At 64.8% G+C, this 22,888-nt stretch carries 20 protein-coding genes; 6 read left to right on the top strand and 14 right to left on the bottom strand.

Annotated features, from left to right (window positions below):
* Positions 1-3 precede the first annotated feature (3 nt).
* Complete coding sequence (gene dinB, locus ACIGJE_RS27560) at positions 4-1,260, bottom strand: DNA polymerase IV (protein ID WP_415086521.1); 1,257 nt, start codon at positions 1,258-1,260, stop codon at positions 4-6.
* Positions 1,261-1,683: 423 nt separating this feature from the next.
* Here dinB and ACIGJE_RS27555 point away from each other — a divergent pair, with 423 nt between their 5' ends.
* From ACIGJE_RS27555 to ACIGJE_RS27540, 4 genes are read left to right on the top strand one after another with little or no spacing between them, the layout of a single operon-like run.
* Positions 1,684-3,135, top strand: coding sequence for a hypothetical protein (locus tag ACIGJE_RS27555; protein ID WP_415086519.1), 1,452 nt, complete (start codon positions 1,684-1,686; stop codon positions 3,133-3,135).
* A gap of 22 nt (positions 3,136-3,157) precedes the next feature.
* Entirely contained in the window at positions 3,158-3,937 is a 780-nt protein-coding gene (locus ACIGJE_RS27550) for a hypothetical protein (RefSeq protein WP_394312852.1), read from the top strand.
* A gap of 2 nt (positions 3,938-3,939) precedes the next feature.
* Positions 3,940-5,013: a hypothetical protein gene (locus tag ACIGJE_RS27545; protein ID WP_367626787.1), complete on the top strand. Its 1,074-nt coding sequence runs from the start codon at positions 3,940-3,942 to the stop codon at positions 5,011-5,013.
* On the top strand, positions 5,006-6,085 hold the full coding sequence (locus tag ACIGJE_RS27540; RefSeq protein ID WP_415086517.1) for a hypothetical protein: 1,080 nt from the start codon (positions 5,006-5,008) through the stop codon (positions 6,083-6,085). The genes ACIGJE_RS27545 and ACIGJE_RS27540 overlap by 8 nt, the downstream gene beginning before the upstream one ends.
* A 217-nt stretch (positions 6,086-6,302) precedes the next feature.
* Here the strand turns inward: ACIGJE_RS27540 and ACIGJE_RS27535 are convergent, their stop codons facing one another.
* The 3 genes from ACIGJE_RS27535 to ACIGJE_RS27525 form a co-directional block, all read right to left on the bottom strand.
* Positions 6,303-7,130: an alpha/beta hydrolase gene (locus tag ACIGJE_RS27535; protein WP_415086515.1), complete on the bottom strand. Its 828-nt coding sequence runs from the start codon at positions 7,128-7,130 to the stop codon at positions 6,303-6,305.
* A gap of 77 nt (positions 7,131-7,207) precedes the next feature.
* Positions 7,208-7,660: a cupin domain-containing protein gene (locus ACIGJE_RS27530; RefSeq protein WP_311943612.1), complete on the bottom strand. Its 453-nt coding sequence runs from the start codon at positions 7,658-7,660 to the stop codon at positions 7,208-7,210.
* Between the two features lie 221 nt (positions 7,661-7,881).
* A complete protein-coding gene (locus tag ACIGJE_RS27525) occupies positions 7,882-8,793 on the bottom strand; it encodes a LysR substrate-binding domain-containing protein (RefSeq protein WP_367626785.1) in 912 nt (303 codons plus the stop codon).
* A gap of 206 nt (positions 8,794-8,999) precedes the next feature.
* Here ACIGJE_RS27525 and ACIGJE_RS27520 point away from each other — a divergent pair, with 206 nt between their 5' ends.
* Positions 9,000-9,641 carry a hydrolase gene (locus ACIGJE_RS27520; protein WP_311943421.1) on the top strand — a complete coding sequence of 214 codons (642 nt, stop codon included), beginning with the start codon at positions 9,000-9,002 and terminating at the stop codon, positions 9,639-9,641.
* Positions 9,642-9,729: 88 nt separating this feature from the next.
* On the opposite strand, the gene ACIGJE_RS27515 is transcribed toward ACIGJE_RS27520, so the two are convergent.
* The 10 genes from ACIGJE_RS27515 to ACIGJE_RS27470 all read right to left on the bottom strand — a co-directional run bounded on the left by ACIGJE_RS27515 (position 9,730) and on the right by ACIGJE_RS27470 (position 22,361).
* A complete protein-coding gene (locus tag ACIGJE_RS27515; protein ID WP_311943413.1) occupies positions 9,730-9,987 on the bottom strand; it encodes a helix-turn-helix domain-containing protein in 258 nt (85 codons plus the stop codon).
* A gap of 230 nt (positions 9,988-10,217) precedes the next feature.
* Positions 10,218-11,213 carry an ABC transporter permease gene (locus ACIGJE_RS27510; RefSeq protein WP_483680963.1) on the bottom strand — a complete coding sequence of 332 codons (996 nt, stop codon included), beginning with the start codon at positions 11,211-11,213 and terminating at the stop codon, positions 10,218-10,220.
* Positions 11,214-11,223: 10 nt separating this feature from the next.
* Positions 11,224-12,171: an ABC transporter permease gene (locus ACIGJE_RS27505; RefSeq protein ID WP_483680962.1), complete on the bottom strand. Its 948-nt coding sequence runs from the start codon at positions 12,169-12,171 to the stop codon at positions 11,224-11,226.
* Positions 12,164-13,792 (bottom strand): dipeptide ABC transporter ATP-binding protein, encoded by a 1,629-nt coding sequence (locus tag ACIGJE_RS27500; protein ID WP_483680960.1) that lies wholly within the window; start codon positions 13,790-13,792, stop codon positions 12,164-12,166. The genes ACIGJE_RS27505 and ACIGJE_RS27500 overlap by 8 nt, the downstream gene beginning before the upstream one ends.
* Before the next feature lie 24 nt (positions 13,793-13,816).
* Positions 13,817-15,604 (bottom strand): ABC transporter substrate-binding protein, encoded by a 1,788-nt coding sequence (locus ACIGJE_RS27495; RefSeq protein ID WP_483680959.1) that lies wholly within the window; start codon positions 15,602-15,604, stop codon positions 13,817-13,819.
* Between the two features lie 59 nt (positions 15,605-15,663).
* Positions 15,664-16,929 carry a GNAT family N-acetyltransferase gene (locus ACIGJE_RS27490; protein WP_415086505.1) on the bottom strand — a complete coding sequence of 422 codons (1,266 nt, stop codon included), beginning with the start codon at positions 16,927-16,929 and terminating at the stop codon, positions 15,664-15,666.
* 5 nt (positions 16,930-16,934) lie between these two features.
* Entirely contained in the window at positions 16,935-18,203 is a 1,269-nt protein-coding gene (locus ACIGJE_RS27485) for an acyl-CoA dehydrogenase family protein (protein WP_483680957.1), read from the bottom strand.
* Positions 18,204-18,243: 40 nt separating this feature from the next.
* Positions 18,244-19,689 carry an LLM class flavin-dependent oxidoreductase gene (locus ACIGJE_RS27480; protein WP_483680956.1) on the bottom strand — a complete coding sequence of 482 codons (1,446 nt, stop codon included), beginning with the start codon at positions 19,687-19,689 and terminating at the stop codon, positions 18,244-18,246.
* 12 nt (positions 19,690-19,701) lie between these two features.
* A complete protein-coding gene (locus tag ACIGJE_RS27475) occupies positions 19,702-20,943 on the bottom strand; it encodes an acyl-CoA dehydrogenase family protein (protein WP_483680954.1) in 1,242 nt (413 codons plus the stop codon).
* Positions 20,940-22,361 carry an NtaA/DmoA family FMN-dependent monooxygenase gene (locus ACIGJE_RS27470; protein WP_483680953.1) on the bottom strand — a complete coding sequence of 474 codons (1,422 nt, stop codon included), beginning with the start codon at positions 22,359-22,361 and terminating at the stop codon, positions 20,940-20,942. The genes ACIGJE_RS27475 and ACIGJE_RS27470 overlap by 4 nt, the downstream gene beginning before the upstream one ends.
* 230 nt (positions 22,362-22,591) lie before the next feature.
* Here ACIGJE_RS27470 and groES point away from each other — a divergent pair, with 230 nt between their 5' ends.
* The gene (gene groES, locus ACIGJE_RS27465) at positions 22,592-22,879 is read left to right on the top strand and encodes a co-chaperone GroES (protein WP_311943393.1); all 288 of its coding nucleotides are present in this window, start codon (positions 22,592-22,594) and stop codon (positions 22,877-22,879) included.
* Positions 22,880-22,888: the final 9 nt, after the last annotated feature.

Raw genomic sequence — 22,888 nt, 5'->3', positions numbered from 1 at the left:
CTTTCATGATTCATCCAGATCTTTCTGCGCAAGCTCTCTGAAGGCGTCCGGAACGGACCGCCTTCGATCCAGCGCCGCCGTCGCATAGCCCACCGCATCGCGCCCGAAGCGTTGGCGGATGAGATCCATGGCGCGATCGGCCGACTGGCGCGCAGTTCCCTGACAGGCGCCGGGCCGCCACTTCTCGTCGGGAAGGCCGAGCGGAAGATCGAGCTGGATCTCCCGCTCCTTGTGCAAATGGGAAACGCAAACCGCAACCAGCGTGATGACAGTCTCTCGCGGGTGATCGGCAAGCGCGATGCGCACCAGCCTGGTGGCAATCTCCGCCAGCACAATCGTCGCTGCGACCGGCGCCTCCAGCGTTGCCGACCGCGTGACGGCACGCATGTCGGCAAACCGGACGCGCACGGTCACGGTCCAGCCGGCCAAGGCCTTGGCGCGAAGGCGCGAGGCGACGCGATCGGCAAGCTGAAGCACGGCCGGCACGAACACGCCTTCGATGGCGGGTTGCCGCCCCAGCGCGGATTGCGCGCCGGCGGATCGGGCTCTGTGCTGCGTGCGGATTCGGCGGGGATCCCGGTTCCAGGCGAGTGACCGGAGCTTTTCGCCAGCCGCGCGCCCCAGAAGCCGCTCGATCGAGTGGCCGGGCGTATTGGCGAGTTGGCCGATGGTAAGAATGCCACGCTCCTTGAGCCTGGCCTCGGTCACCGGCCCGACACCCCACATCAGGCCGACCGGGAGGTCATGAAGAAAGTCGAGCTCGTGAGCCGGATCGACGACGACGAGGCCGTCCGGCTTTGCGACCTGGGAAGCGATCTTGGCCAGGTGCTTTGTCCGCGCGACACCGATGGAGATCGGTAGACCCAACTCGCTCCGCACACGCTCTCGAATGGTTGCCGCGATATCGGCCGGCGTCCCGAAGAGATGGGTGCAGCCGGCGACATCGGCGAAAGCCTCATCGATCGAGATACGCTCTACCAGCGGCGTGAAGTCACCCAGGATGGCGATCGCCGCATCGCCAAGACGCTGATAGTCGTCGAAATGCCCACCAACGAAAAGGAGTTGCGGACACAGCTCCCTCGCCTTGCGGCCCGACATGCCGCTATGCACCCCGAAAGCCTTGGCCTCGTAACTCGCCGCCAGCACCACCCCGCCGCCGACGGCGATCGGCCTTCCGCGCAGATTGGGGTCGAGGAGTTGCTCGACCGAGGCATAGAAGGCGTCGAGGTCGGCGTGGAGAATGGTGGCAAGGGTTTCCATGACCCGGAATCCCGCATCACAATGTTCCTTATTTGTTCTAGACAACGCAGGCAAAGTCAAGGCCCTGGAAGCGGCTGGCAGCTCCAGCCCCCGAGCGGTAAGCCAGCGATCGCCGAAACGCTCGGTGCCGCACCAAGCGAAAGCTCGCTGGTGGTCTCGTATCCATTGCAGCGGGCGCGTGTTCATTCGCCATCGTCGCGACGGCAAGCATCAGGGCGCCACTTTCAGGACGGTACAGCCAGTCCTTCCTGTCACAGAAGGCCATAGGCGCCATGGCAGTACGCACGCCCATGGCTCAACAGACACAATCCCAGGCCCCGGCGGCAAAACCACCGCTATGATAGCCGCAGCACTGCCTATATAACTACGCCGTCGGCTAAAATCGCGACCGATTATTTCGTTTGAGTTTCTGGATATTGCATCTTGAAGAGCACTGCCCTCGCCCGCCTGTTGCAGGGGATCACGAAGCCTTCTCACGACAAGCGTCCCTCGATCGAGACCTTTGCGGATATCGACACGGACCGGCTCGCTGCCGAGCTCAATCTTGCCGGCCGGGGAAGAGAACGCGGCGGCAACGAGGAGCCTGCGACGTCATCCGAGACGATGGACTCGGTCGAGACCCAGATCATCGAGCGCATCGAGGCCGCAAAGAAGGCCGCCCATGCCACCATCGAGGATGAGTTGCGCACTTATGCCGAACGCCTGGCGGCTCTCGATTTCGAGGACAGGTTCACGCAGATCCAGCATACCGCCCCGGCAGCCGTCGGCGATTTCAAGCTGGAAGCACGCGCGGGACGCGACGACCTTTATGCGCTGCGTCGCAACCTGCGCGACCTCGACGCCGAGCAGCAGGCCTTCCGGCGCAAGCACAAGATCGACCGCACCGCCCGTGTTCATGGCGGGGCAGCGACCTTCCTGAAAGTCGCCCTCCTCATCGTGATGTTCGTGGTGGAAGCGTTCGCGAATGGCAACTTCCTGGCCAAGGGCAGCGAACAGGGCCTACTCGGTGGCGTGACCGAGGCCATCTCCTTTGCCGCCCTCAACATTTTCGGTACCTTCATCATCGGCCATTTCGGCGTCAAGCAGATCGCCCACAACAGCGTGTTTCGCAAAGGCCTGGGGGTGCTGGCCTTCTGCTTCTACGTGGCCTTTGCCCTCGGCCTCAATCTCGCCTTGGCCCATTATCGCGACGTCTCTGCCCAGTTCCTGGAGGGAGGCGGCGAGCGGGTGATGCAGGTCATGGCCACCACCCCCTTCCAGCTCCGCGACCTCAATTCCTGGCTGTTCTTCGGGCTTGGCCTGATGTTCTCCTTGGTCGCCCTGATCGACAGCCTGACCTTCTCGGATGCCTATCCCGGCTATGCCGAAGTCCAGCACCGCCTCGAAGCGGCCAGGGACGCCTATCGCGACCGCAGGGCGGAACTCGATGAAAACCTGAAGGACGTTCGCGACGAATATCAAGACAGGATGCAGGATATCAGCAGCGACCTGTCCCTGCGGCGGGGCGAGTACGAGGCCATCATCGCCAATCGCGCGCGCATGCTGAAGCTCTTCAGCCAGCATCAGGACCATCTGGAACGAGCGGCCAACACGCTGATCGGTTTCTATCGCGAGGCGAATGCCAAGGCTCGCAAGACGCCGCCTCCGGCCCGTTTCGCAAGCCCCTTCTCGCTTGCAAAGGTCAGCGTGGAGGCCAGCACCGAGGGCGAATGGAGCCTGCGCGACCTGCGATCCCGCATCGAACAGATCCAGGCGATGCTGACGGCCGAGGTGAAGGAGATCCACACCGCCTACCAGACCACCATGGACGAATATCAGCAGCTCGACGACGTGGTTCCCGAGCCGGGGATGGGTGATGGCTCGAAACAGGCGTAGGCGCTCGCGCGGTGGAAGCGGTTTGCCGCAATACATCCTGGGCGGCCTCCTGCTGCTGGCGGCCGCGGCGGTGGCGATCGGCTTTGCCTATCTCAAGCTGACGGCCAAGGTTCCGCCGAAACTCGATGCGGAGCTGTGCCCCGTCGATGGCCCGACATCCATGACTATCGTCCTGCTCGATGCCTCCGATGCCCTGCCGCCGATCGGCCGTCAGCAATTGGCGACGGAGCTCACCGATCTGGCCGAGGCCACGCCCGAATACGGCCTGTTCGAACTGCGCGTCCTCGAACCCAACGCATCGGGCGGTGCCGTGAAGTTCCGGGCCTGCAATCCGGGTGACGGTTCGAGCGTGGACGCCCTCACCGGCAACAAGGAGCTTGCCAGGCGGAAATGGACGCAGGGGTTCAAGCAACCGCTCGAACGAGCCTTGGCGGCGGATCTGGCCGGTGTTCCCTCCGACAATTCTCCGATCATGGCGACCATCCAGGCGATTGCCGTCGAGCGATTCACGGGAGCCAGGTCGGACAACGTTGCCAAGAAGCTGGTCATCGTCTCCGACATGATCGAGAACGGACGGGATTACAGCCAGTATCGCGGCGACCTCTCCTTCGCCCGTTTCAAGAAGTCGGTCGCCTACAAGCAATTCAGGACCGATCTTCACGGTGCCGAAATAGGCATCAAATATGTGCAGCGCCAGAAGCCGCCGATCGACAGCGTTGCCCATATCCGGTTCTGGCAAGAATGGATCGCCGACAATAACGGCAGGTTCGACAGCGCCGATCGCCTGCAGGGAGTGAACTGACGATGGTCCAGGACAAGGCCTGGTCGACGACCGACAGCGCCATCAGTGCCAGCCTCTTCAGCCTGTTCGTCCTGGCGGGCAGCGCCTACATCATCGCCGCCAAGCTGATGCACTATCCGGCCTTCCTGGTGACATCAGTGCCGGTTGCGGTGATGGTGGTCTACGCGCTCGTCATCGTCGTGCTGCGGCGCTTCCGCCTGCGCTTGGACCAGGCAGGCGACAACATCTACTATATGGGCTTCCTGTTCACCCTCACGAGCCTGGGCGTCTCGCTCTATCAGTTTCAGGCCGAGGGGGCAGTAGAGGAAATCGTCCGCAATTTCGGCGTCGCAATTGCCTCGACCATCGCCGGTGTCGCCCTTCGCGTGCTGTTCGGGCAGATGCGGCAGGATCCCTACGAGGTCGAGCTGGCCTCGCGCCTGGAACTGTCGGAAGCCACCCGGCGGGTTCGCCGGGAGCTGGATACCATCGTGGTCGAAATCGCGAATTTCCGCCGTTCCTCCCAGCAGATGATCATCGAGGGATTTGGGGAAGCCCGCGAGGGCGTGCGGGATGCGACCAGCAGGGCTCTCGGCGACTTCGAGGATCTGACCCGGAAGGCCGCCGGGCCGATCGAGGCCAGTGCCGATGCCAGCACCACGATCCTGAAGGCCTTTGCCAAATCGGCATTCGAGAGCGTCGAGGCGGCCAATACGAAGTTTGCCGCGGAAACTGCCAAACTGTCCGAAGGGACGGACAGGCTCACGGCGACATTGGAGGCGGTATCGGACCACCTCAAGAGCCTGCAGGTACCCGCCAACGTCATCGAAGAAAAGCTCCAGCCTTCGGTCGGGGAACTGACGCAGGCCGTCTCCCAGCTGAGCAAGAGCCTCGCAACTTTCATCGAGCACAATTCGCCGATGGCACCGACCCAGCTTCTCGATACGGAAGCCAAGCGCAATGCCCGCATCGACAATCTGGCGGAGGCGATCGCCGGCCTGACACGGCAGATGGAAGAGGCTGCCGCCGCCAAGCAGAGCAGGCCGCTGCGATATATCAGGCGCCTCTTGCGCAGATCGGCGGCGGCTGATGCGTAGAGCGACCTCCATCGGCTCCGATGGGGCGGCCTATCGGCGAGGCATCGTCCTCGGTTTGACCATGGCCGAGATCATGCTGCTGCTGGTTTTCTGCCTGCTGATCGCCCTGACGGTCATGTTCAGCCGGGAGCAGGAACGCGCCAATCTTCTTGCCGCCCGCCTGAAGCAGGCCGAAGCGGCGCTCGCAAAGGAACAGCAGACCTCGAAGGATCTCGCTGCACTCCTGGACGAGTTCAAACGTACCGGAGCAATTCCCCAGCAGCTCGATGATAGCTGGCGCAAACTGGTCGAAGCACGCGGCCTCGTCGACAAACTGCGGGAGAACGGCGTCGATCCCGACCAGCTCAAACAATATGCCGCGAAACTCAAGGACATCCTGCCCACGCTGACCGCCGATGTCTCGGGAGCCGATCTGGCAACGGCATGGCGCCAGATCGCCGAAGCGAAAAGCCGGATGACGACCATCGAGCTTGGGAATCTGACGGTCTCCGGGGTGGCCGACCTCATCGTCAAGGGTGCCAAGACACAGCAGGCCGAGCGAGAGGGGCGCGGCGAGCACGACTGGCCACCCATCATCAATCTGAGCGAAGCCAGTGGCTATAATTTCGCCATCGGCCGGGCCGACCTCACAGCGGATTTCGACAGGAAGCTCAAGACGAACGTCGTCGAGCGCGTGGCGAAGATCGTCGCCGAATATGATGTCGATGTCGTCGAGGTGATCGGCCACACCGACGAACAGGCCGTCAACAACCGTGCTTCCAACCTGGATGGCAAGCTCATCCCTGCCCTGGCGGGCAAGGTGCAGATCGACAGCCTCACTCCGGCGGACAATGCAGGCCTGGGCATGGCCCGGGCCGTGTCCGTCGCCAGGGTCCTGGAGAATGACCCTCGTCTCAAGGGCGTGACGGTCCTGCCTCTCTCCGGAGGCCAGATGATCCTGCCGGGGGACAAGGTGACCGACGGATCCGTGAGGGGCGACGTCAAGGAACGGCGCCGGATCGAGATCAGGGTGCGAAGGTCCGAAGGCAAGGCGGCGAGCGGCCTCCGGCCTGAATCAGGAACGCAACCCTGACCCGACGCGCCAAGCATCTTATACCAGTCCGGACAATGTTTGACCTGTGCCTGCAAAGGGGGCGCTGTCATTCCCGGCGCCGCCGCAGGCGGTGGGAAGGGAATCCAGGGGCCGAGAACGTCGCTCGTCACTCCTGGATCCCCTTCCCTCCCAGTCACAAGCAAAGCTTGTGACGTGCTCGCCGGGGATGACAGGTCCGTCTTTCTGCGATCGGGTATCACATGGAGAACAAAGCGCGCGTCAAGGCATGGTCGGGATCGACAAGCCCATCCAGGATATTGAAATGGTGGCGATCGGGCTCCTCGACGACATCGGTCTCGATGCCGAGGCCTCGCCAGATATTGCCGAGCAACGCATTCTGCCGCAGGAACTCGGAGGTCTCCCGGGCACCTGCCCAGCAGATCAGCTTGCTGCCGGGCAATGGCTCGAGCAGAGCCGGGCTCTCGCTTTTTGCTTCGTTCATGTCGATCTTCAGCGTCCCATTGCGGGCTATATGCATCAGCGGCCGAAGGTCGTGCAGGCCTGAAACGGAAAGCGTTCCCACGATCCGGCCGTGGAGTTCGCCGGGGAGCGGCGTCGTCTGGCTGATCATGCGCGTCACCAGCTGGCCGCCGGCAGAATGGCCGATCAGCCGGATCGGCCCCGGCACGATGCCCGCGGCCGCCACGATGGCCTGGCCGATCGACTTCGTGATATCGGCGATGCGTACCTCCGGAGCGAGCGGGTAGCTGGGTATCGCCACCGCATGGCCATGCGCCAGCGCCCCCTGCACGAGATGCGACCAGAAGCTCTTGTCGAGCGCCATCCAAAATCCGCCATGAACAAGGACGACCAGGCCCGCAAGGCCTCCCTTCGGATAGAACAGATCGAAACGCTGGCGCGGATCGTCGCCATAGGCGAGATCCAGCCTTGCACGATCCTCGGCGACGAGCGCATCGCGTGCCAGCCGGGCAGGGTCCACCCAGGCCTGCGGCCACGCCTGGCTCCCGGGGATGTTGGCTGCGTTGTCGTAAGCCCAGGTCCAGTCGACCACCCGATATCGCATCTTACTCTCGCTTTCAGGCCCGTCATCCGGCAGCGGGACTCGCCTCCCCCGATCTCACCGCCCGGAACGACCTCGTCTCAGTCATTGGCTTCCGGCGGCAGGAAATCGACGTCATGCTCGGCCGAGGCGCGTAGGACGGCTTCGACATCGGACATGTTGTGCAAGGTCTCGAACAGGTCGCGCAGCCTGCCGGCGGGCGACACCCAGAACAGCGCCCGAGCCGGCTTGTCCGACTTGTTGAAATAACCATGCGGGATGCCGCGCGGCATGCGCACCAGGTCGCCGGGTTTGGCGGTCTGCCAGGTTCCGTCGAGTTTCAGCTCCAGCTGCCCCTCCAGCAGAAAGATGAATTCATCCTGCGTCGGATGGATGTGGACCGGCACGAACTGACCGGGTTCGGAATTCGCCTCGAAAGCGAAAGTCGACCCGCAATCGGCCTTCGGGAAATAGCGCTGGCCAAGGATGTTCCATTCGACCTGCTCATAGCCCTCGCCGTGCCGCGTGATGCCGCCATCCAGTTCCGTGGTCATCGTGATCCCTCCCCTTTTGTCTAGATTCGATATTCGCAAGAAAAGGCATGCGCCGCCCGCGGGCGGCGCATGCCTTGAGATCATAACCTCGTCCAGATTTCCTGAAACGAGTCTTTTCCGCAAAATGGCCCCTCTCCCGCCGAATTCGCGCTGCGTCTCGGGCAGGCACGCCGGCGGCAGCGCACGAAGCGCCGTGTGCTCGCAGAAGTGTCGTCTGCGCCCTACATGGCAGCCTGCTTTCGCGCCGCCGCACATTCGGCAGCAAGGAAATCGAGCAGCGCACGAACCGACGGCAGCAAGCCTCGCCGTGAGGGAAAAACCGCATGAACGATGCCGGCATTGGGTCGCCAGTCCGGCAGGACATGGACGAGCTGTCCCGCAGCAACGTGCCGCCAGACGGCCATGGTGGGCAGTTGCGCCACGCCCACGCCGGCAAGCGCCGCATCGCAAAGTGCGGCCATGTCGCCGGTCACCAGCCGTGGCAGATGCCTGACCTTGGCGCTTTGCCCATCGGCATGTTCGAGCTGCCAGTGATACTCGCGCTGCGGAGGCCCGAGGGTGGCGCTCGGCAGGCGGTCCAGATCGGCCGGGGAGGCTATGGGGCGCCCGGCCAGAAGGCCTGGGCTGGCCACCAGGCATTGCGTGCTTGTGTCGAGCCGCCGCATGACGAGTTCAGTCGGTTCAAGGGGCGGGAAACGCACGCGAATGGCCACGTCGAAGCCTTCGGCAATCACGTCGACGCGCCGGTTGGTGCTTTCCAGATGGATCTCGATGGCCGGATACGCAGCAAGAAAGCGCGCAAAGAGCGCCCCAAACTGAAAATTGATCAGCGCTACCGGGCAACTTACCCGGATGATGCCACGCGGCTCGGCCTGCACCTGCACGATCACCTGTTCGGCGGCCTCGGCCTCGACCAGCATGGCAACACAACGATCGTAATATTCACGGCCGATCTCCGTGACGGAAAACCGGCGAGAAGAACGATTGAGCAGTCGCACACCCAGCCGATCTTCCAGTTGCTGGATGCGCCGGCTGAGCTTGGACTTCTGCATGCCGCCGGCTCGCGATGCCGCAGCGAATCCGCCGTGATCGACCACCTGCACGAAATAAAAGAGGTCATTGAGATCCTGCATCGTCCCATTGATAGGACGCTGCATCGGGTTAAGCAATCTTCCGAGCCAGTCGTCCCGCTGATATTTCCAATTCTGCCGGTTCTGCCTTGGAAGCCGGGCTGGTTTTCCCAATCGGGGCGGCCGAAGCGCCCGCGCCGTTCTGCCCGCCGAGAATACTTCTCCGCGCGGAAAGGAAGTCGGGCGCCTGCAGAAGAAAGGAACGACCCATGTCGAGCGAACCCGTGCGCGATCCGCAATCGGATCAACTGCTGACACCGCAGAATGCAGCTTTCATCATCATCGATTATCAGCCGGTCCAGGTGAATTCGATCGCTTCGATGGATCGCCAGCTGCTGCTCAACAACATCGTTGGCTGTTCGAGGGCGGCAGTCACCTACGGGCTGCCGATCGTCCACTCGACCGTGAACGTGCAGACAGGTCTCAACAAACCGCCCGTTGCACATATCCGCAAGGTGCTGGGCGACTATCCCACCTATGATCGGACCAGCATCAACAGTTGGGAGGACATTGAATTTCGCAAGGCCGTCGAGGAAACCGGCCGAAAGAAACTCGTCATGACCGCTCTGTGGACGGAGGCCTGCCTCACCTTCCCGGCGCTGGACGCATTGGCTGAAGGTTACGAGGTCTATGTTCCTGTCGATGCGGTCGGGGGGACCTCGGTTGCGGCGCATGAGGCAGCGCTGCGGCGCATCGAACAAGCGGGCGGCAAGCTCATCTCGACCGTCCAGCTCTTCTGCGAACTTCAACGCGACTGGAAGCGCAGCCAGACCGTTCCGGCATTCCTGGATCTGTTCATCCAGACGGGCGGGACCCCCGGCATCCAGTTCACTTACGACAAGGCCGAATAGCATTCGCCCTAGCGTACCCGCCAGTCCCTGTGAGGTTACGGGGGCTGGCCGGCATGGATCGGCATTTGGTGGAATAGAGCCGCCTTGATTATCGGCCTCGCCGCCGCATCTGCCATCTCGAGGGCCGATCGTCCTCGGCCTGTCCCAGTCCGTATAGAATGTCCGCCACGGTGGTCTTCAGCTTGGCGGCCAGCTTCACCGCAACGTCGGGAGGGATCGATTCTCGGCCGGCCGCCCATGTCTCAAGCTGGGCGAGATCCACGCCCACCCGCCTTGCCAGCCATGAAGGGTCCATGCTGGCCTGGCTCATCGCCTGAGCCAGGCCATTGGGATATTCAGCGGCCATCTTGAGTCACAAGTCCGTGGGGAAGCCTATCGCTATCATCATAGTCACCTTGGGCGGTGAATATGACAGAAAGAAGCCCGCTCTATGCACTCCAGCCCTCGGCTTGACCTTGCCCCCAAGTTTTAAGCTATCTCGGGAGCTTGGTAAGTCTGCCCGCGATGCTGGAGCAATTGGCAGGCTGCTTCCAGGAGAAGGTCAATTCAGCCATCACCGCAATGCCTGTCGGCGGCTCATCCGGCTGCCGCCAGCGGGTCGCGCAGCCTGGTGATGGCATCGACCAGGAAGTTGCAGGCGACGAAGATCGCCGCGGTGAAGATGGTGGTGCCGATCACCACGGGAAAATCCCCGTCCAGCGCGGCGTTGATGGCCAGCCTGCCGACACCGTCGAGGCCGAAGATCTGCTCGGTAACGATCGCCCCGCCCATGATCACCGCCAGTTCCAGCCCAGCCAGGGTGATGATGGGGTTGAGGGCGGCCTTGAGCGCGTGACCGACCTGGATGCGCCATTCGCTGAGCCCCTTGGCCCGGGCGGTGCGGATATAGTCCGCGCCCAATACGTCCAGCATGGCGGCGCGCACCACGCGCTGGAAGATGCCGATCTCTGCGATCGCCAGCGTCAGCCAGGGCAAGGTCAGATGACGGGCCCATTCGAAGGGATTGTCGAAGAACGGCACATAGCCGCTACTCGGGAACCAGTCGATGCCCATGGTCGAGAGCTGGTAGAACAGGAAGAAGGACAGCAGCATCCCGGAGAGGAAGGTAGGGACCGACAGGCCGACATAGGCGATGGCCGCCAGCGCATGGTCGAGCAGGGAGCCCGGCCGCCGCGCCGCCAGGATGCCCAGCATCAGCGAGACCACCATCCAGATGACCAGCGCTCCCAAAGCGAGCGAGAAGGTCACGGGCACCTTGTCGAGGATCAGCTCGGTGACGCCCGTCTGCTTGCGGAAGGAATAGCCCAGACCCGGCGGCCAGTGCGCGAGCCCCATCGCCGCACCCTGAATGTCCGGCCCACGATAGAGATATTGCCAGAGCTGGACATGCCAGGGCTCGTCGAGGCGCAGCGCATGGGTGACCGCATCGATCGCCTGCTGATTGGCATTGCGCGGCGCCAGCATCACCGCCGGATTCTGATAGGCGAGGCGCGTGATGAAGAAGGCGATGACGAGGACGATCAGCAAAGTGGAGATCGCCCGTACGGCGAGGCCGAGAATGAAGCGCAGCATGATCCCTCCCTCAACGCCGATGGGGATCGAGGACGTTGCGCAGGCCCGCGCTCAGCGTGTTGAAGCCCACCACCGTCAGGAACAGGGCGATGCTCGGCCCGAGCAGGAACCAGGGCTGCAACTGGTAGAGCGAGGAGCGCTGGGCATCCGCGATCATGTTGCCCCAGCTCGCCGTCGGCGGCTGGATGCCGACGCCCAGAAAGGACAAGGTCGCCTCGGCCACGATGTTGTTAGGCAATTGCACGGCCCAGTAGACCAGGGCGACCGGCGCGACATTGGGCAGGATCTCCCGGATCAGGATCCGCCGGCGGCTTGCCCCCAGGGTCTCCGCTGCCTCGACGAAGGGGCTGTGCCGAAGCGAGAGCACCAGCCCCCGAGTCAGGCGGGCGAAATAGGTCCAGGAGAACAAAGCGATGATCAGCACCACCACCAGCACGGGATCGGCGATCGGTTGGCCGTTGGCGCCGCGGTTGAGCGCCAGCAGGCTGAGCGCCGTCACCACGAAGGGAAAGGACAGGGCCACGTCGATGCCCTGCGAGATCACGCGGTCCGCCAGCCCGCCGAAATAGCCGGCGATCAGGCCGATCGAAGTGCCCACCACCATGGCGAGCGTGGTGGCGGGGATGGAGACCAGCAGGGAGATGCGCGCGCCATAGAGGGTGCGGACCAGGACATCGCGGCCATCGCCGTCGGCGCCGAGCGGAAAGGCCCAGCCCGGCCCAATGGGCAAACCATCCTCCGACAGGGCGATATCGCTGAATTGCTCCGTCGGCCCATGGCCGAGCCAAAGCGCCAACAGGGGCGCCAGCAGCGCGGCGGCCACCACCGCCAGCACCAGCAAGCCGCCGAACCGCACGGAGGCTTCGGCCAGCACCGCCGCTATCCCGGACGGAACCTGCCGCACCGTGCGGTCCGGCTCGGACCTGCCGGCGAGCGCCGTTTCGGTGACGTCAGCCATGCAGGGCCAGCCTTCTGGGCTCGTCCGCTTCCCTGGCCCTCCGTCCCGGAATCGCGGCGATCAATGCCTGGGTATAAGCTTGGGTTGGATGGCGGAAGACCTGCGCGGTCACCCCCTCCTCCACGATGCGGCCGGCCTGCAGCACCAGCACGCGATCGCACAGATCGGCCACCACGCCGAGATCGTGGGAAATGAACAGGATGGAGACGCCGAGCCGGCTCCTGAGTGAGCGCAGCAGCGCGATGATTTTCGCCTGCGTGGTGATGTCGAGAGCCGACACCGGTTCATCCGCCACGATCACGCGCGGCTCCAGCGCCACCGCGCGGGCGATGGCGATCCGCTGGCGCTGCCCGCCGGAGAGCTGGGCGGGGTAGCGGTCGAGCACGTCCTGGGGCAGTTCCACCACATCGACGAGGTCGCGGGTGCGCGAACGGATCTGGGGCGCGGACAGATCCGTGTTGATGATGAAGGGCTCGGCCAGGATGGCGCCGATCCGCCGCCGCGGATTGAGGCTGCCATAGGGGTCCTGGAACACCATCTGGATAGCGGAACGTTGCTGTCCGGTGAGGGTTGTAGCGCCGGCATGGGCATAGACATTGTTGCCGAGCCGGACCTGGCCCTCGTCCGGCCTGTCCAGTCCGACGACGATGCGGCCGATGGTCGACTTGCCAGAGCCGGACTCGCCGACCACGCCGAGGATCTCGCCTTCGCGCAGGGCAAACGAGACCCGGTCGAGCGCCTGCAGCGTGCCCTCGGCCTTGCCGCCTCGGCGAAAGCGGCGGGAAATCCCCTCCACCGTCAGCAGGGGCTTGGTCTCCACGGGTGCGGCGGTGCCGAGGGCCAGCCCGTGGCGCGCCGCTCCCAGCAGCAGCCTGGTATAGGGTTCCTGCGGTGCGCCATAGATGCGCGCCGCCGGCCCCTGCTCCACCACGCTTCCCCCACGCATCACTACCACGTCGTCGGCGATATCGTTGACGACGCCGAGGTCATGGCTGACGAAGATCAGGGCCATGCCATGGCGCTCCTGCAATTGGCGCAGGAGCGTGAGGATCGCGGCCTGCACCGTCACGTCAAGTGCCGTGGTCGGCTCGTCGGCGATCAGCAGGTCGGGCCCGAGCGCGATCGCCATGGCGATCATCACGCGCTGGCGCATGCCGCCGGAGAACTGATGAGGGTAATCGTCGATGCGCCGGGCGGGATCGCGAATGCCGACCTCGTCAAGCAGATCGAGGATGCGCGTGCGCAGGGCCGACCGCCCCACGCGCTGGTGGGCCGTGATCGCTTCGCCGATCTGGCTGCCGATCGTCTTGAGCGGATGCAGATTGGAGAGCGGATCCTGGAAGACGAAGCCGATCTGCGCGCCGCGCAGGCGGCGCAGCCGGCTCGCCGACAGGCCGAGGAGTTCGGTGCCGCGATGGCGGACGCTGCCCGCCACCGCCGCCGAGGGCGGTAGCAGGCCGGTGGCCCCCAACAGCGATACGCTCTTGCCGGAGCCGGATTCGCCGACGATGGCCAGGGTCTTGCCGGCATCGACGGCGAAGGAGACGCCGCGCACCACCTGCGTGGGATGCCGGCGCGTTCCAAAGCTCACATCCAGATTATCGACCGAGAAGATCGCCATGGCCGCCTCTCCTGCACCCTGCCGCTATTTACGCAGGGCGATGTTGGTGATGTCGGCCTGCACGGCGAGCGAGGACCAGGTCCACAGCGCGATGCGATCGGAGGTGATGGCGACCTTGCGCTTCTCGAACAGGGGGATCCAGGGCAGGTCGGCGGAGACGAGGCGATCGGCCTTGGCCCAGACCGGGCCGGGATCATCGGAGGGGAAGGCCTCGGCCGCCAATCTGTTGAGCTCCTTGTTGGAGTAGCAGATCGCATAGACGTTGCCGGTGCCGCAGGGCGAGGCATCCGAATTCAGCCAGCCCCCGAGCAGCATGCGGGTGCTCGGTCCCTGCCAGTCGGGTGCGAAGGCGCCGCCGAGGAAGATGTCCCAATGGCTCTTGGGGTCCTGGATGTAGGAGCGGTACTGCGAGCTCGGCACCGGGATGAGGTTGAGGGTGAAGCCCGCCGCGGCCAGGTCTTCCTTGAGCGTCACCGCGATGGCCTGCACCTGCGCCGTGGTCTGGTAGACCGCATCCAGCGTCAAGCCGTCGGGATAGCCTGCCTTGGCCAGCAGCTCCTTGGCCTTGGCGGGATCACCTGCGCTCTTGGGTGTGGCGTAGGGATCGAAGGGCTCATGGCCGAGGATCGTCGAGGTGATGATCTGGCCGAGCGGGAGAGCGGCGATCGAGCCGCCCTGGCGCTGGACGAGATGGGCCTTGTTCACTGCATAGGCGAGAGCCTGGCGCACTTCGAGCTTGCGCAGGGCGGTGGCGCCTGGGCTGGTGGCTTCCGGCCGGGCGTTGACAGTGATGAAATTGGCCGAACCGCTGTTGGAGGCATGCAGATAGGGGCTCTTCTGCGCCTGATATTGCCGGATCGCCGCCAAAGGCGGCACGTCGAGATAGAGCGACAGGTCGGCTTCTCCGGCGCGGATCTTCTGCACCACGGCATCTTCGGTATTGGTGGTGAAGTCGACGACGATCTCATCGACATAGGCCTTGCGAGCCGGATCGGCGGCATGATTGTAGTTGGCCACCTTCTTGAGAACGAGCTTCTGGCCCTGATCGTAGGTCGCCACGTAATAGGGACCGCTCGAAGGCAGGTTCTTCCTGAACTCCAGCGAATCCGGGAAATATTTGGAGGCGATTTCCGGCGGCAGCGGGCTGACGAAGTTCATCGACAGGATGTTGAGGAAATCATAGTTCTTGCTGTCGGAACGCAGCACCAGCGTCCTGTCGTCCGGCGCGGAGACGCCGGCGATGTCATGCGTATCGGTAAAGGCCTTGGTGGCGGCGAGATCGCCCGTCGGTACCTTGGCGAACTGCTTGCAGTAGTCGGCGAAGCCGGAAAAGGCGAGATTGAAATAGTTGATGGCCGCGACCTGCTTGTTGGGATCGCAGAAGCGCTTGATGCCGTAGACGAAATCCCCCGCCGTGATCTTGCGCGTGATCGGGCCCGAATAGGTGATGCCGTCACGAAGATGGAAGGTGTAGGTCTTGCCGTCGGGGCTGACGTCCCAGGACTCGGCGAGGTCGGGCACCAGCTTGGTGTCGTCCTTGATGTCGCCCGGCGCGCCCGGATAGGTCACGAGCTGGCGGGTCACGGCCCGCAGGATCTCCCAGGAATCGGTACTGTAGCCGGTCAAGGGGTCGAAGGCGTCGAGATCGGGGTCGAGCGAGGCGATGCGCAGCGTCCCGCCATAAGGGACCTCGTCGGCCGCCTGTGCCGTGCTGGGGGCGAGGCTGCCTGCCAGCAGCAGGGCCGCCCCCACCGCCGCAAAGCAAGCCGCCGAGCCGAGCAGCCAAGAACGGGCGAAAAGCCGGGATTTCATAGTCTGTTTCCTGATGTTTCGAAGGAGGGACGAAGGCCCTGCGCCATCGGGCGTGGGGTCTAGAACACGGTGCCCGCGTGGGGCTGGGCCGGTGTGGCGAACAAGGTATCGAGCGTGGACAGCACCGCCTCGCTCTCGGCCTTGACCCGGCCGGCCCTGGCGAGCTGCCACCAGCGCGTGCCGCCGAGATAGGTCGTTGCCAAGGCGGCGACATCGAGCTCGGCCTGTGCCGGAGCATCGGTCGGCACCGCACCCTGCGCCGAGATGCGGAACCGGCCATTGTTCTCGGCGAAAAGAGGGTCGCTGACGGCGAGCACCACCTCGCCTTCACCGGCATAGCGGCGCGTTTCCAGGGCCTGGCGCACGTCGAGAAGACGCAGCCAGGTCTCGTCCCGCTGCCCGGTCACACGGGCCTGCCGATGGTTTTCGAACAGCCACGGCAGGGCGTCATCCACCGGCCGGCCTGGGAAGAGGATGCGGTGCACCAGATCGACATTGAGAAGATGGCCAATCAGAGCGCCATAGGCGGCATCGTCGGCCGCGACCAGATCGTCGACGACGAGGGTGCGATCCGAGCCGGCGAACCATTCGTCGAGACCGATCGGATGGTAGCGCACATAGCCGCTCTCCCGCCCTTCCTCGCCCGCCACCACGACATAGGCCGGCGCCTTGGACAGGTCCTGGCGCAGGCGCTGGAAGCGCCACCAGGCGTGCCAGCGTGCGATGGCGCCGGCCCGGGCGGTGCCGGCCTGAGCATGGATGGCGGGCAGCAGCGACCAGGCTTCGTCCGGCTCGACGAAACGCACCGGCAGGCCGCGCGCCACGCCCGGCCGCAGCCGGGCCCCTTCGGTGGCAAGGTCGAAACTGACCTGCGAACTGGCGATACCATAGCCGAAATGGGCGTAGATGCGCGCATCCGAAGCCCGCAGCGTAGCGATGGCATCGCCGCGCGAACGCGCCTCTGCCAATTGCCTTTCCAGAAGAGCGGTGCCGATGCCCCGCCTGGTATGGGTGGGCAGCACGCCGACATGGGTGACGGCGGCATGGGCGAGCCGTCCGCCGCCCGGAACCGTCAGGGTGCTGGCATAGGAATTGACGGTGCCGACCAGCGTGCCTGACAGGAAGGCGCCGAGGGTGCGACCCGGCTCATAGATGTCGGCGACGAAGCCGGCATCGATCGGCCCGAAATTCGGCAGACCCACCATGGCGGTGCGGAACAGCCGGGCCGCCTGGATCAGTTCCGGGACGTCATCCAGAACTCTTACCCGGGCGGGCGCCGGGCTCGGTGCCCTGACGGCCGAGAGGTCTACGGCGTGCAGCGACATGGCGTTCAGGCCTTCGCCGGCGGGGTGAAGACGCGTGGCTTCGGCAGCGTCTGGTTGAGCGCGAACTCGCCGATTTCACGCAGGCGGTAGGACACCGGGTCATGCACCGTATGGGTACGCACATTGCGCCAATAGATGTCGAGACCGTATTTGTTGGCCGTCGAACGGGCGCCCGTCGCCTCATAGATATCGGCAGTAACCTCCAGCGAAACCTTGGTGGCGATGACCTTGGCCTGGTCGATCAGAAGGGCGAGCTCGCCCCAGGCCTGCGCCGTCAGCGCCGGCCCCGCCAGCAGCGCCGCCTGATAGAGGGCCGCAGCCTTGTCGGCCAGGGCCACGCCGGCGGCGATGCCGGCCGACAGGCGCCCGAAGAGCTGGAGGTGGTAGGGATCCTCGGTCGCCTTTTCCAGCCCCGACTCGGGCCAGGGCCGGCCATGGCTGCGCACATAGGCGGAGGCGGCCTTGAGCGCTCCCTCGGCAATGCCGAGATAGAAATTGACGAAGATCAGCTGGCTGAACAGTACGCGCAGCCCGTCGCGCTGCTCGACATCACCGGCATAATGATCGAGACCCGACAGGAGGTCCGCATCGGTCGCCTCGACCCTGTCGAAAATCACCGAGCCGCTGGCGGTGAGGCGCTGGCCGAGGTTGTCCCAGTCGCCCTCGAAGCTGATGCCCTTGCGCGATGGCGGGACCTGAAAATGCACGCGCTTCTCGCCATCCCAGACGGTAACGGTGAGGATCTGGGCGATCGAGGCGCCGGTGGCGAAGGTGCGCCGCCCGCTGATCAGGTAGCCGTTCGCGGTCTTTTCCAGCTCGGCCTTGGGATCGCGCGGATTGCTGACGCCGCCCTGGAACCAGCCCTCCTCGCCGACGCCGCGGGCCGTGGCCTGCCATTGCTCGGGCGTGCCGAGGATGTAGCTCCACACCCCATTGGAATAGTGATAGGCGATCAGCTGCCCGATCGAGCCGTCGGCTGCAGAGATGATACGGCTGATCTCGAGCGCCTGCGCGAGATTGGCGCCGGCGCCGCCCAGGGCCCTGGGCACGGCAAGGCCGAGGAGGCCGGCCTTGCGCAAGAGCTCGATTTCCTCGGACGGATCCTGGTTGGCACGGTCGCGTTCGAGCGCAGTGGCCGCGAGTTCGGCGGCAACACTTTCGGCGCGGCTGCGCCACTCCGCGAATTCCGCCTCCGAAAGGCCGGCATAGATCTCGATGGCGGGGGCATCCCTGCGCGTATCGCGCAAGGCGCTCACGGTTGCGTCATAGGCCACTTGTCTCGTCCTCGTTCAAAGCTGTCGGCACATTGGGGGGTCACTCGGCCGCGGTCGCGGCCGGCACGTCCCGCGCAGGGACGAAACGGGTGAAGTCGCGGAAGGAGGCGCCGCGATGATCCTCGCGCAGCCGGCGCTGGCCCTCGCCCTGGAAGCGTTCGCGCAGGGTCACCGGCGTCGCCGGTCGCTCGCGGATGCGGCCGCGCTGGCGAAGCTCGGGCACGATGAAGCGGATGAAGTCCTCGAAGGAGCCGGGGCTGATGGCATAGGCGAGATTGAAGCCGTCGATGCCGGTCTCGTCGGCAAGGCGCTCGAGCGCGTCGGCGACCTTCTTCGGCCCGCCGACCAAAGTGGGATGGATGCCGCCCACGCCGATATAGTCGGCGACATCGCCCACGGTCCAGCGCCGGTCGGCATCGATGCTGGTGAGGCTGGACAAGGCCGAACGGCCGGCATTGGTCTCGATATATTCGATGGGATGGTCGAGCGGATATTGCGACCAGTCGACCCCGGTCCAGGCCGAGAACAGGGCAAGCGCCGCCTCCACGCTGGTGTAGGAGAGATAGTCGCGATATTTGGCCTCGGCTTCCTCGTCGGTTTCAGCCGTCACCACGCTGATGGCGGTGATGAACTTGATGGCATCGGGCGCCCGGCCGAGCTCGACGGCACGCGAGCGGATCTGCTCGATGCGCCGGCGGATCGAGGGCGAATTGGTACCACCCAGGAAGACGACTTCGGCATTGCCAGCTGCGAATTCGCGCCCGCGCGTCGAAGTGCCGGCCTGGTAGAGCAAGGGCGTGCGCTGGGGGCTCGGCTCGGACAGATGCGCGTCCGGCACGGTGAAATAGGTGCCGCGATGATGGATGGCATGGACCTTGGCCGGATCGGTATAGATGCCGCGCTGGCGATCGCGGATGACTGCATCCTCCTCCCACGAGCCCTCCCACAGCTTGTAGGCGACGTCGACGAACTCCTGGGCGCGGTCATAGCGCTCGTCATGCTCGATCTGGCGTTCGAGACCGAGATTGCGCGCGGCCGACTCCAGCACGGAGGTGACGACGTTCCAGGCGATGCGCCCCTTGGTGAGATGGTCGAGCGTGGTGAATTTGCGCGCCAGCAGATAAGGCTGCTCATAGGTGGTCGACACCGTGATGCCGAAGCCCAGATGCCTTGTGGCCGCCGCCATGGCCGAGACCAGCAGCAAGGGATCGTTGACCGGCGACTGGGCGGCGGTGCGCAGCGAGGCATCGGGCGTGCCGGCATAGACGTCCAGGTGCCCGAGCGCATCGGCCAGGAACAGTCCGTCGAAGCCGCCCTCCTCGAGCAGCCTGGCGAGGCCGATCCAGTAGTCGATGCTGGTATAGGTGTCGGCCCGGTCGTCGGGATGGCGCCACAGGCCCGCCGAGACGTGACCGACGACGGTCATGCCGAAGCCATTGAGAAGGAAAGGTTTCTTGGCGGCAATCGGCGGTGATGAAACGGACATCGTTCAAACCATTCACGAATAATAGGTGGGTGGAGGAACCGTCCCGTTGAGGGCGTAGTCGCCCACCTCAAGGACCTTGTAGTGCACGGGATCGTGCAGGGAGTGGGTGCGCACATTGCGCCAGTAGCGATCGAAGGAGAGCGCCCTGGTGGTGGCCCGCGCGCCCATCAGCTCGAACAGGCGGGAAGTGACCTCCAGCGCCACTTCGGTCGAATGCACCTTCGACTGGTAGGCGATGGCCGCGACCTCGCCTCTCTCCTGCTCGGTCAGTTCACCCCCGCGTTCCGCCGCGCGCTGGGCCGCCTCGCCCGCTGCATCCGACAGCGCTACGGCCGAGGCCAGCGCGACGGAAAGCCTGCCGAAACGCTCGACCACCAGCGTGTCCTCGCTGGCCTTGCTGGCCGGGGAGGAAAGCCAGGGCCGCGAGCGCGTGCGGATATAATCGCGTGCCTCCTCGAAGGCGCCGAGCGCCGTGCCGAGATAGAGTTCTCCGAAGGCGAGCTGGATGATGGGCACATGCAGGGTCTCGGCCGGCGTCTGCGGAGCGCCCTCGCGACGATGCGCGACAAGATCGTCCAGGCTCACCGCGACATTGTCGAAGCTGGCGCTGCCGGAGACGGTGAGGCGCTGGCCCATATTGTCCCAGTCATGGCCGAAGCTCAGCCCCGGCGCGGGATTGGGCACCACGAACTGGCCGATATGGCCGCCCGCATCGTCCCCCGCGATCTCAGTCCCCGGCGCGAAGCGCACCCACACATGCAGGGTGTCGGCCACCGCCGCGCCGCTGGCGAAGGGCTTGGAACCGTTGAGCACGAAGCCCTTGCCTTGCGGCGTCGCGCTGATGAGCGGTTCATAGGCGGCCTGGGCCACGCCGCCATGGAACCAGCCCAGCCGGAGGAAGCCCTCCGCGCGCCGGGCAAACAATGCCTGGTTCGCGCCATTCCGGCCCAGGGCCGTGCCGAACAGATGGTAGGTGGCGATCTGGGCGATGGAGGTATCGCCCTTCGCCAGGATGCGGATGATACGCAGGACCTGCCGGGTGGTGGCACCGCCTCCGCCGATCGCCTCGGGCAGGAAGATCGTCAGGAGACCGGCCTGGCGCAACAACTCGATCTCCGCCACCGGATCGGCACCGGCGGCATCGCGCGCCGCCCCCGTCCTTCTCAGTTCCGCGGCGACCTGCTCGGCCGCCTCGACCCAGAGCCGGAACCGCTCCTCCCTGCCCAGGCCTGCCCGCGTTCCATCGGCGCTCATGACCGGGCCTCAGCCGTCTGGGCTGCCGGGAAGGCAAAGCGGGCCGCGGGATGGTCGGGCGGCACAAGCGGGGAATCGGTGCCGAACAGGCGGCTGCGCAGCGCGCCGGCCCGGCGTTCGCGCAGGCGCCCACGCCGGTCGAGCTCGGGCACGACATGCTGCGCGAAATCGCGGAAGCTGCCGGGATTGACGATGTGGATGAGATTGATGCCATCGGTATCGGTCTCGGCGAGCCAGGCGTCGAGATCGTCGGCGATCCGGGCCGGCCCACCCACCAGCGTCTTCACCCGGCCGAAGCCGCCATCGGGCAGGAAGGCCTCGCGCAAGGTCCACCGCCTGCCCGAGGCCGGATCGTCGAACATGCGCAGCAGGGATCGGTTGGCGTTGGTGTCCTGATAGCGCAGCGGCTCATCGAGGGAATGACCGGCAAAATCGATGCCGGTACTCGCCGAATAATGGGTGATGGCGCCTTCCAGGCTGTAATAACGCAGGTAATCGTCGAGTTTCGCCTGGGCCGCCTGGTCGTCCTCGCCCGTGACGACGGCCAGCGCGCTGATGAAGCGGATGGCCCCCGGCGCCCGGCCCGCCTCGCGGGCCAGTTCCTTGATGCCAGCGACATTGCGCCGGATGCCGGCGGCATCGGCTCCGGCGACGAAGACCACCTCGGCATGGCGGGCCGCGAAAGCCTGCCCGCGCGGCGAGCCGCCGGCCTGGAAGATCACCGGCACGCGCTGGGGACTGGGCTCGGAAAGATGCGGGCCGGGAACGTTGTAGTAATGGCCGCGATGGCCGATGCCGTGCACCTTGGAGGGATCGGTATAGAGCCCTTCGAGATGGTCGGCGCTGCCGCGGTCACGCAGGACGGCATCGTCCTCCCATGAACCCTGCCAGAGCTTGTAGGCTACTTCGAGGAATTCATCGGCGCGATCATAGCGCTCATCATGGGGGTACTGGGCCTCCAGCCCCAGATTGCGGGCGGCGCTGTCGAGCTGGGAGGTCACCACGTTCCAGGCGATGCGCCCGCGGGTGACATGATCGAGCGTGGTGAATTTGCGGGCGAGCAGATAGGGCTTCTCGTAGCTGGTCGAGACGGTGATGCCGAAGCCGAGATCGCGCGTGGCCGCCGCCAGGGCCGAAACCAGCAGCAGGGGATCGCCGAGGGGCGATTGCGTGCCCGTTCGCAACGAGGCCTCGGCGCTGCCGCCATGCACGTCGAGCAATCCCAGCGCATCGGCGATGAACAGATTGTCGAAGCGGCCTTCGTCGAGGATGCGGGCGAGCTCGAGCCAATAGTCGAGATCGGTATAACGGTACGTCTGATCCTCGGGGTGTTGCCACAGCCCGTAATTGACATGGGAAACCGAGTTCATGGTGAACCCGTTCAAAATGATCGGTTCGGCGGACACGACGCAAATCATCCATTGGTAGGGAAATTGGCTCGCCGGGATGGCCGCGCCCGCTGTCGCCGCAGGCTGCGTCCGGCAAATCGATGGAGGTATGTTTGCGCATAAATTATATATTGTCTATATATTTTATATTCTTTTTATTGACGCCGACGCTTGACCCGCCCTAGCATGGGTTCAAGCCGCGAAACCTGCCTGAATCAGGCGGAAAATCGCGGTGCTTCAATCAATCTGAGGTAGAATCCATGAGCTTTCGACCGCTCCATGATCGCGTGGTCCTGCGTCGCCTGGAAGGCGAGGAGAAAACCAAGGGCGGCATCATCATACCTGATACCGCCAAGGAAAAGCCCCAGGAGGGCGAGGTCGTCGCCGTCGGTCCCGGCGCGCGCGACGAGAACGGCAAGCTTCAGCCGCTGGATGTGAAAGCAGGCGACCGCGTGCTGTTCGGCAAATGGTCCGGCACCGAAGTCAAGATCGACAGCCAGGACCTGCTCATCCTCAAGGAAGCGGACATTCTCGGCATCATCGCCTGACATCCCCTC

Source organism: Labrys sp. E2SS-1L (assembly GCF_057073705.1).
The sequence above is the reverse complement of the archived record's forward strand: the minus strand, read 5'-3'. Positions and strand labels throughout refer to the sequence as shown.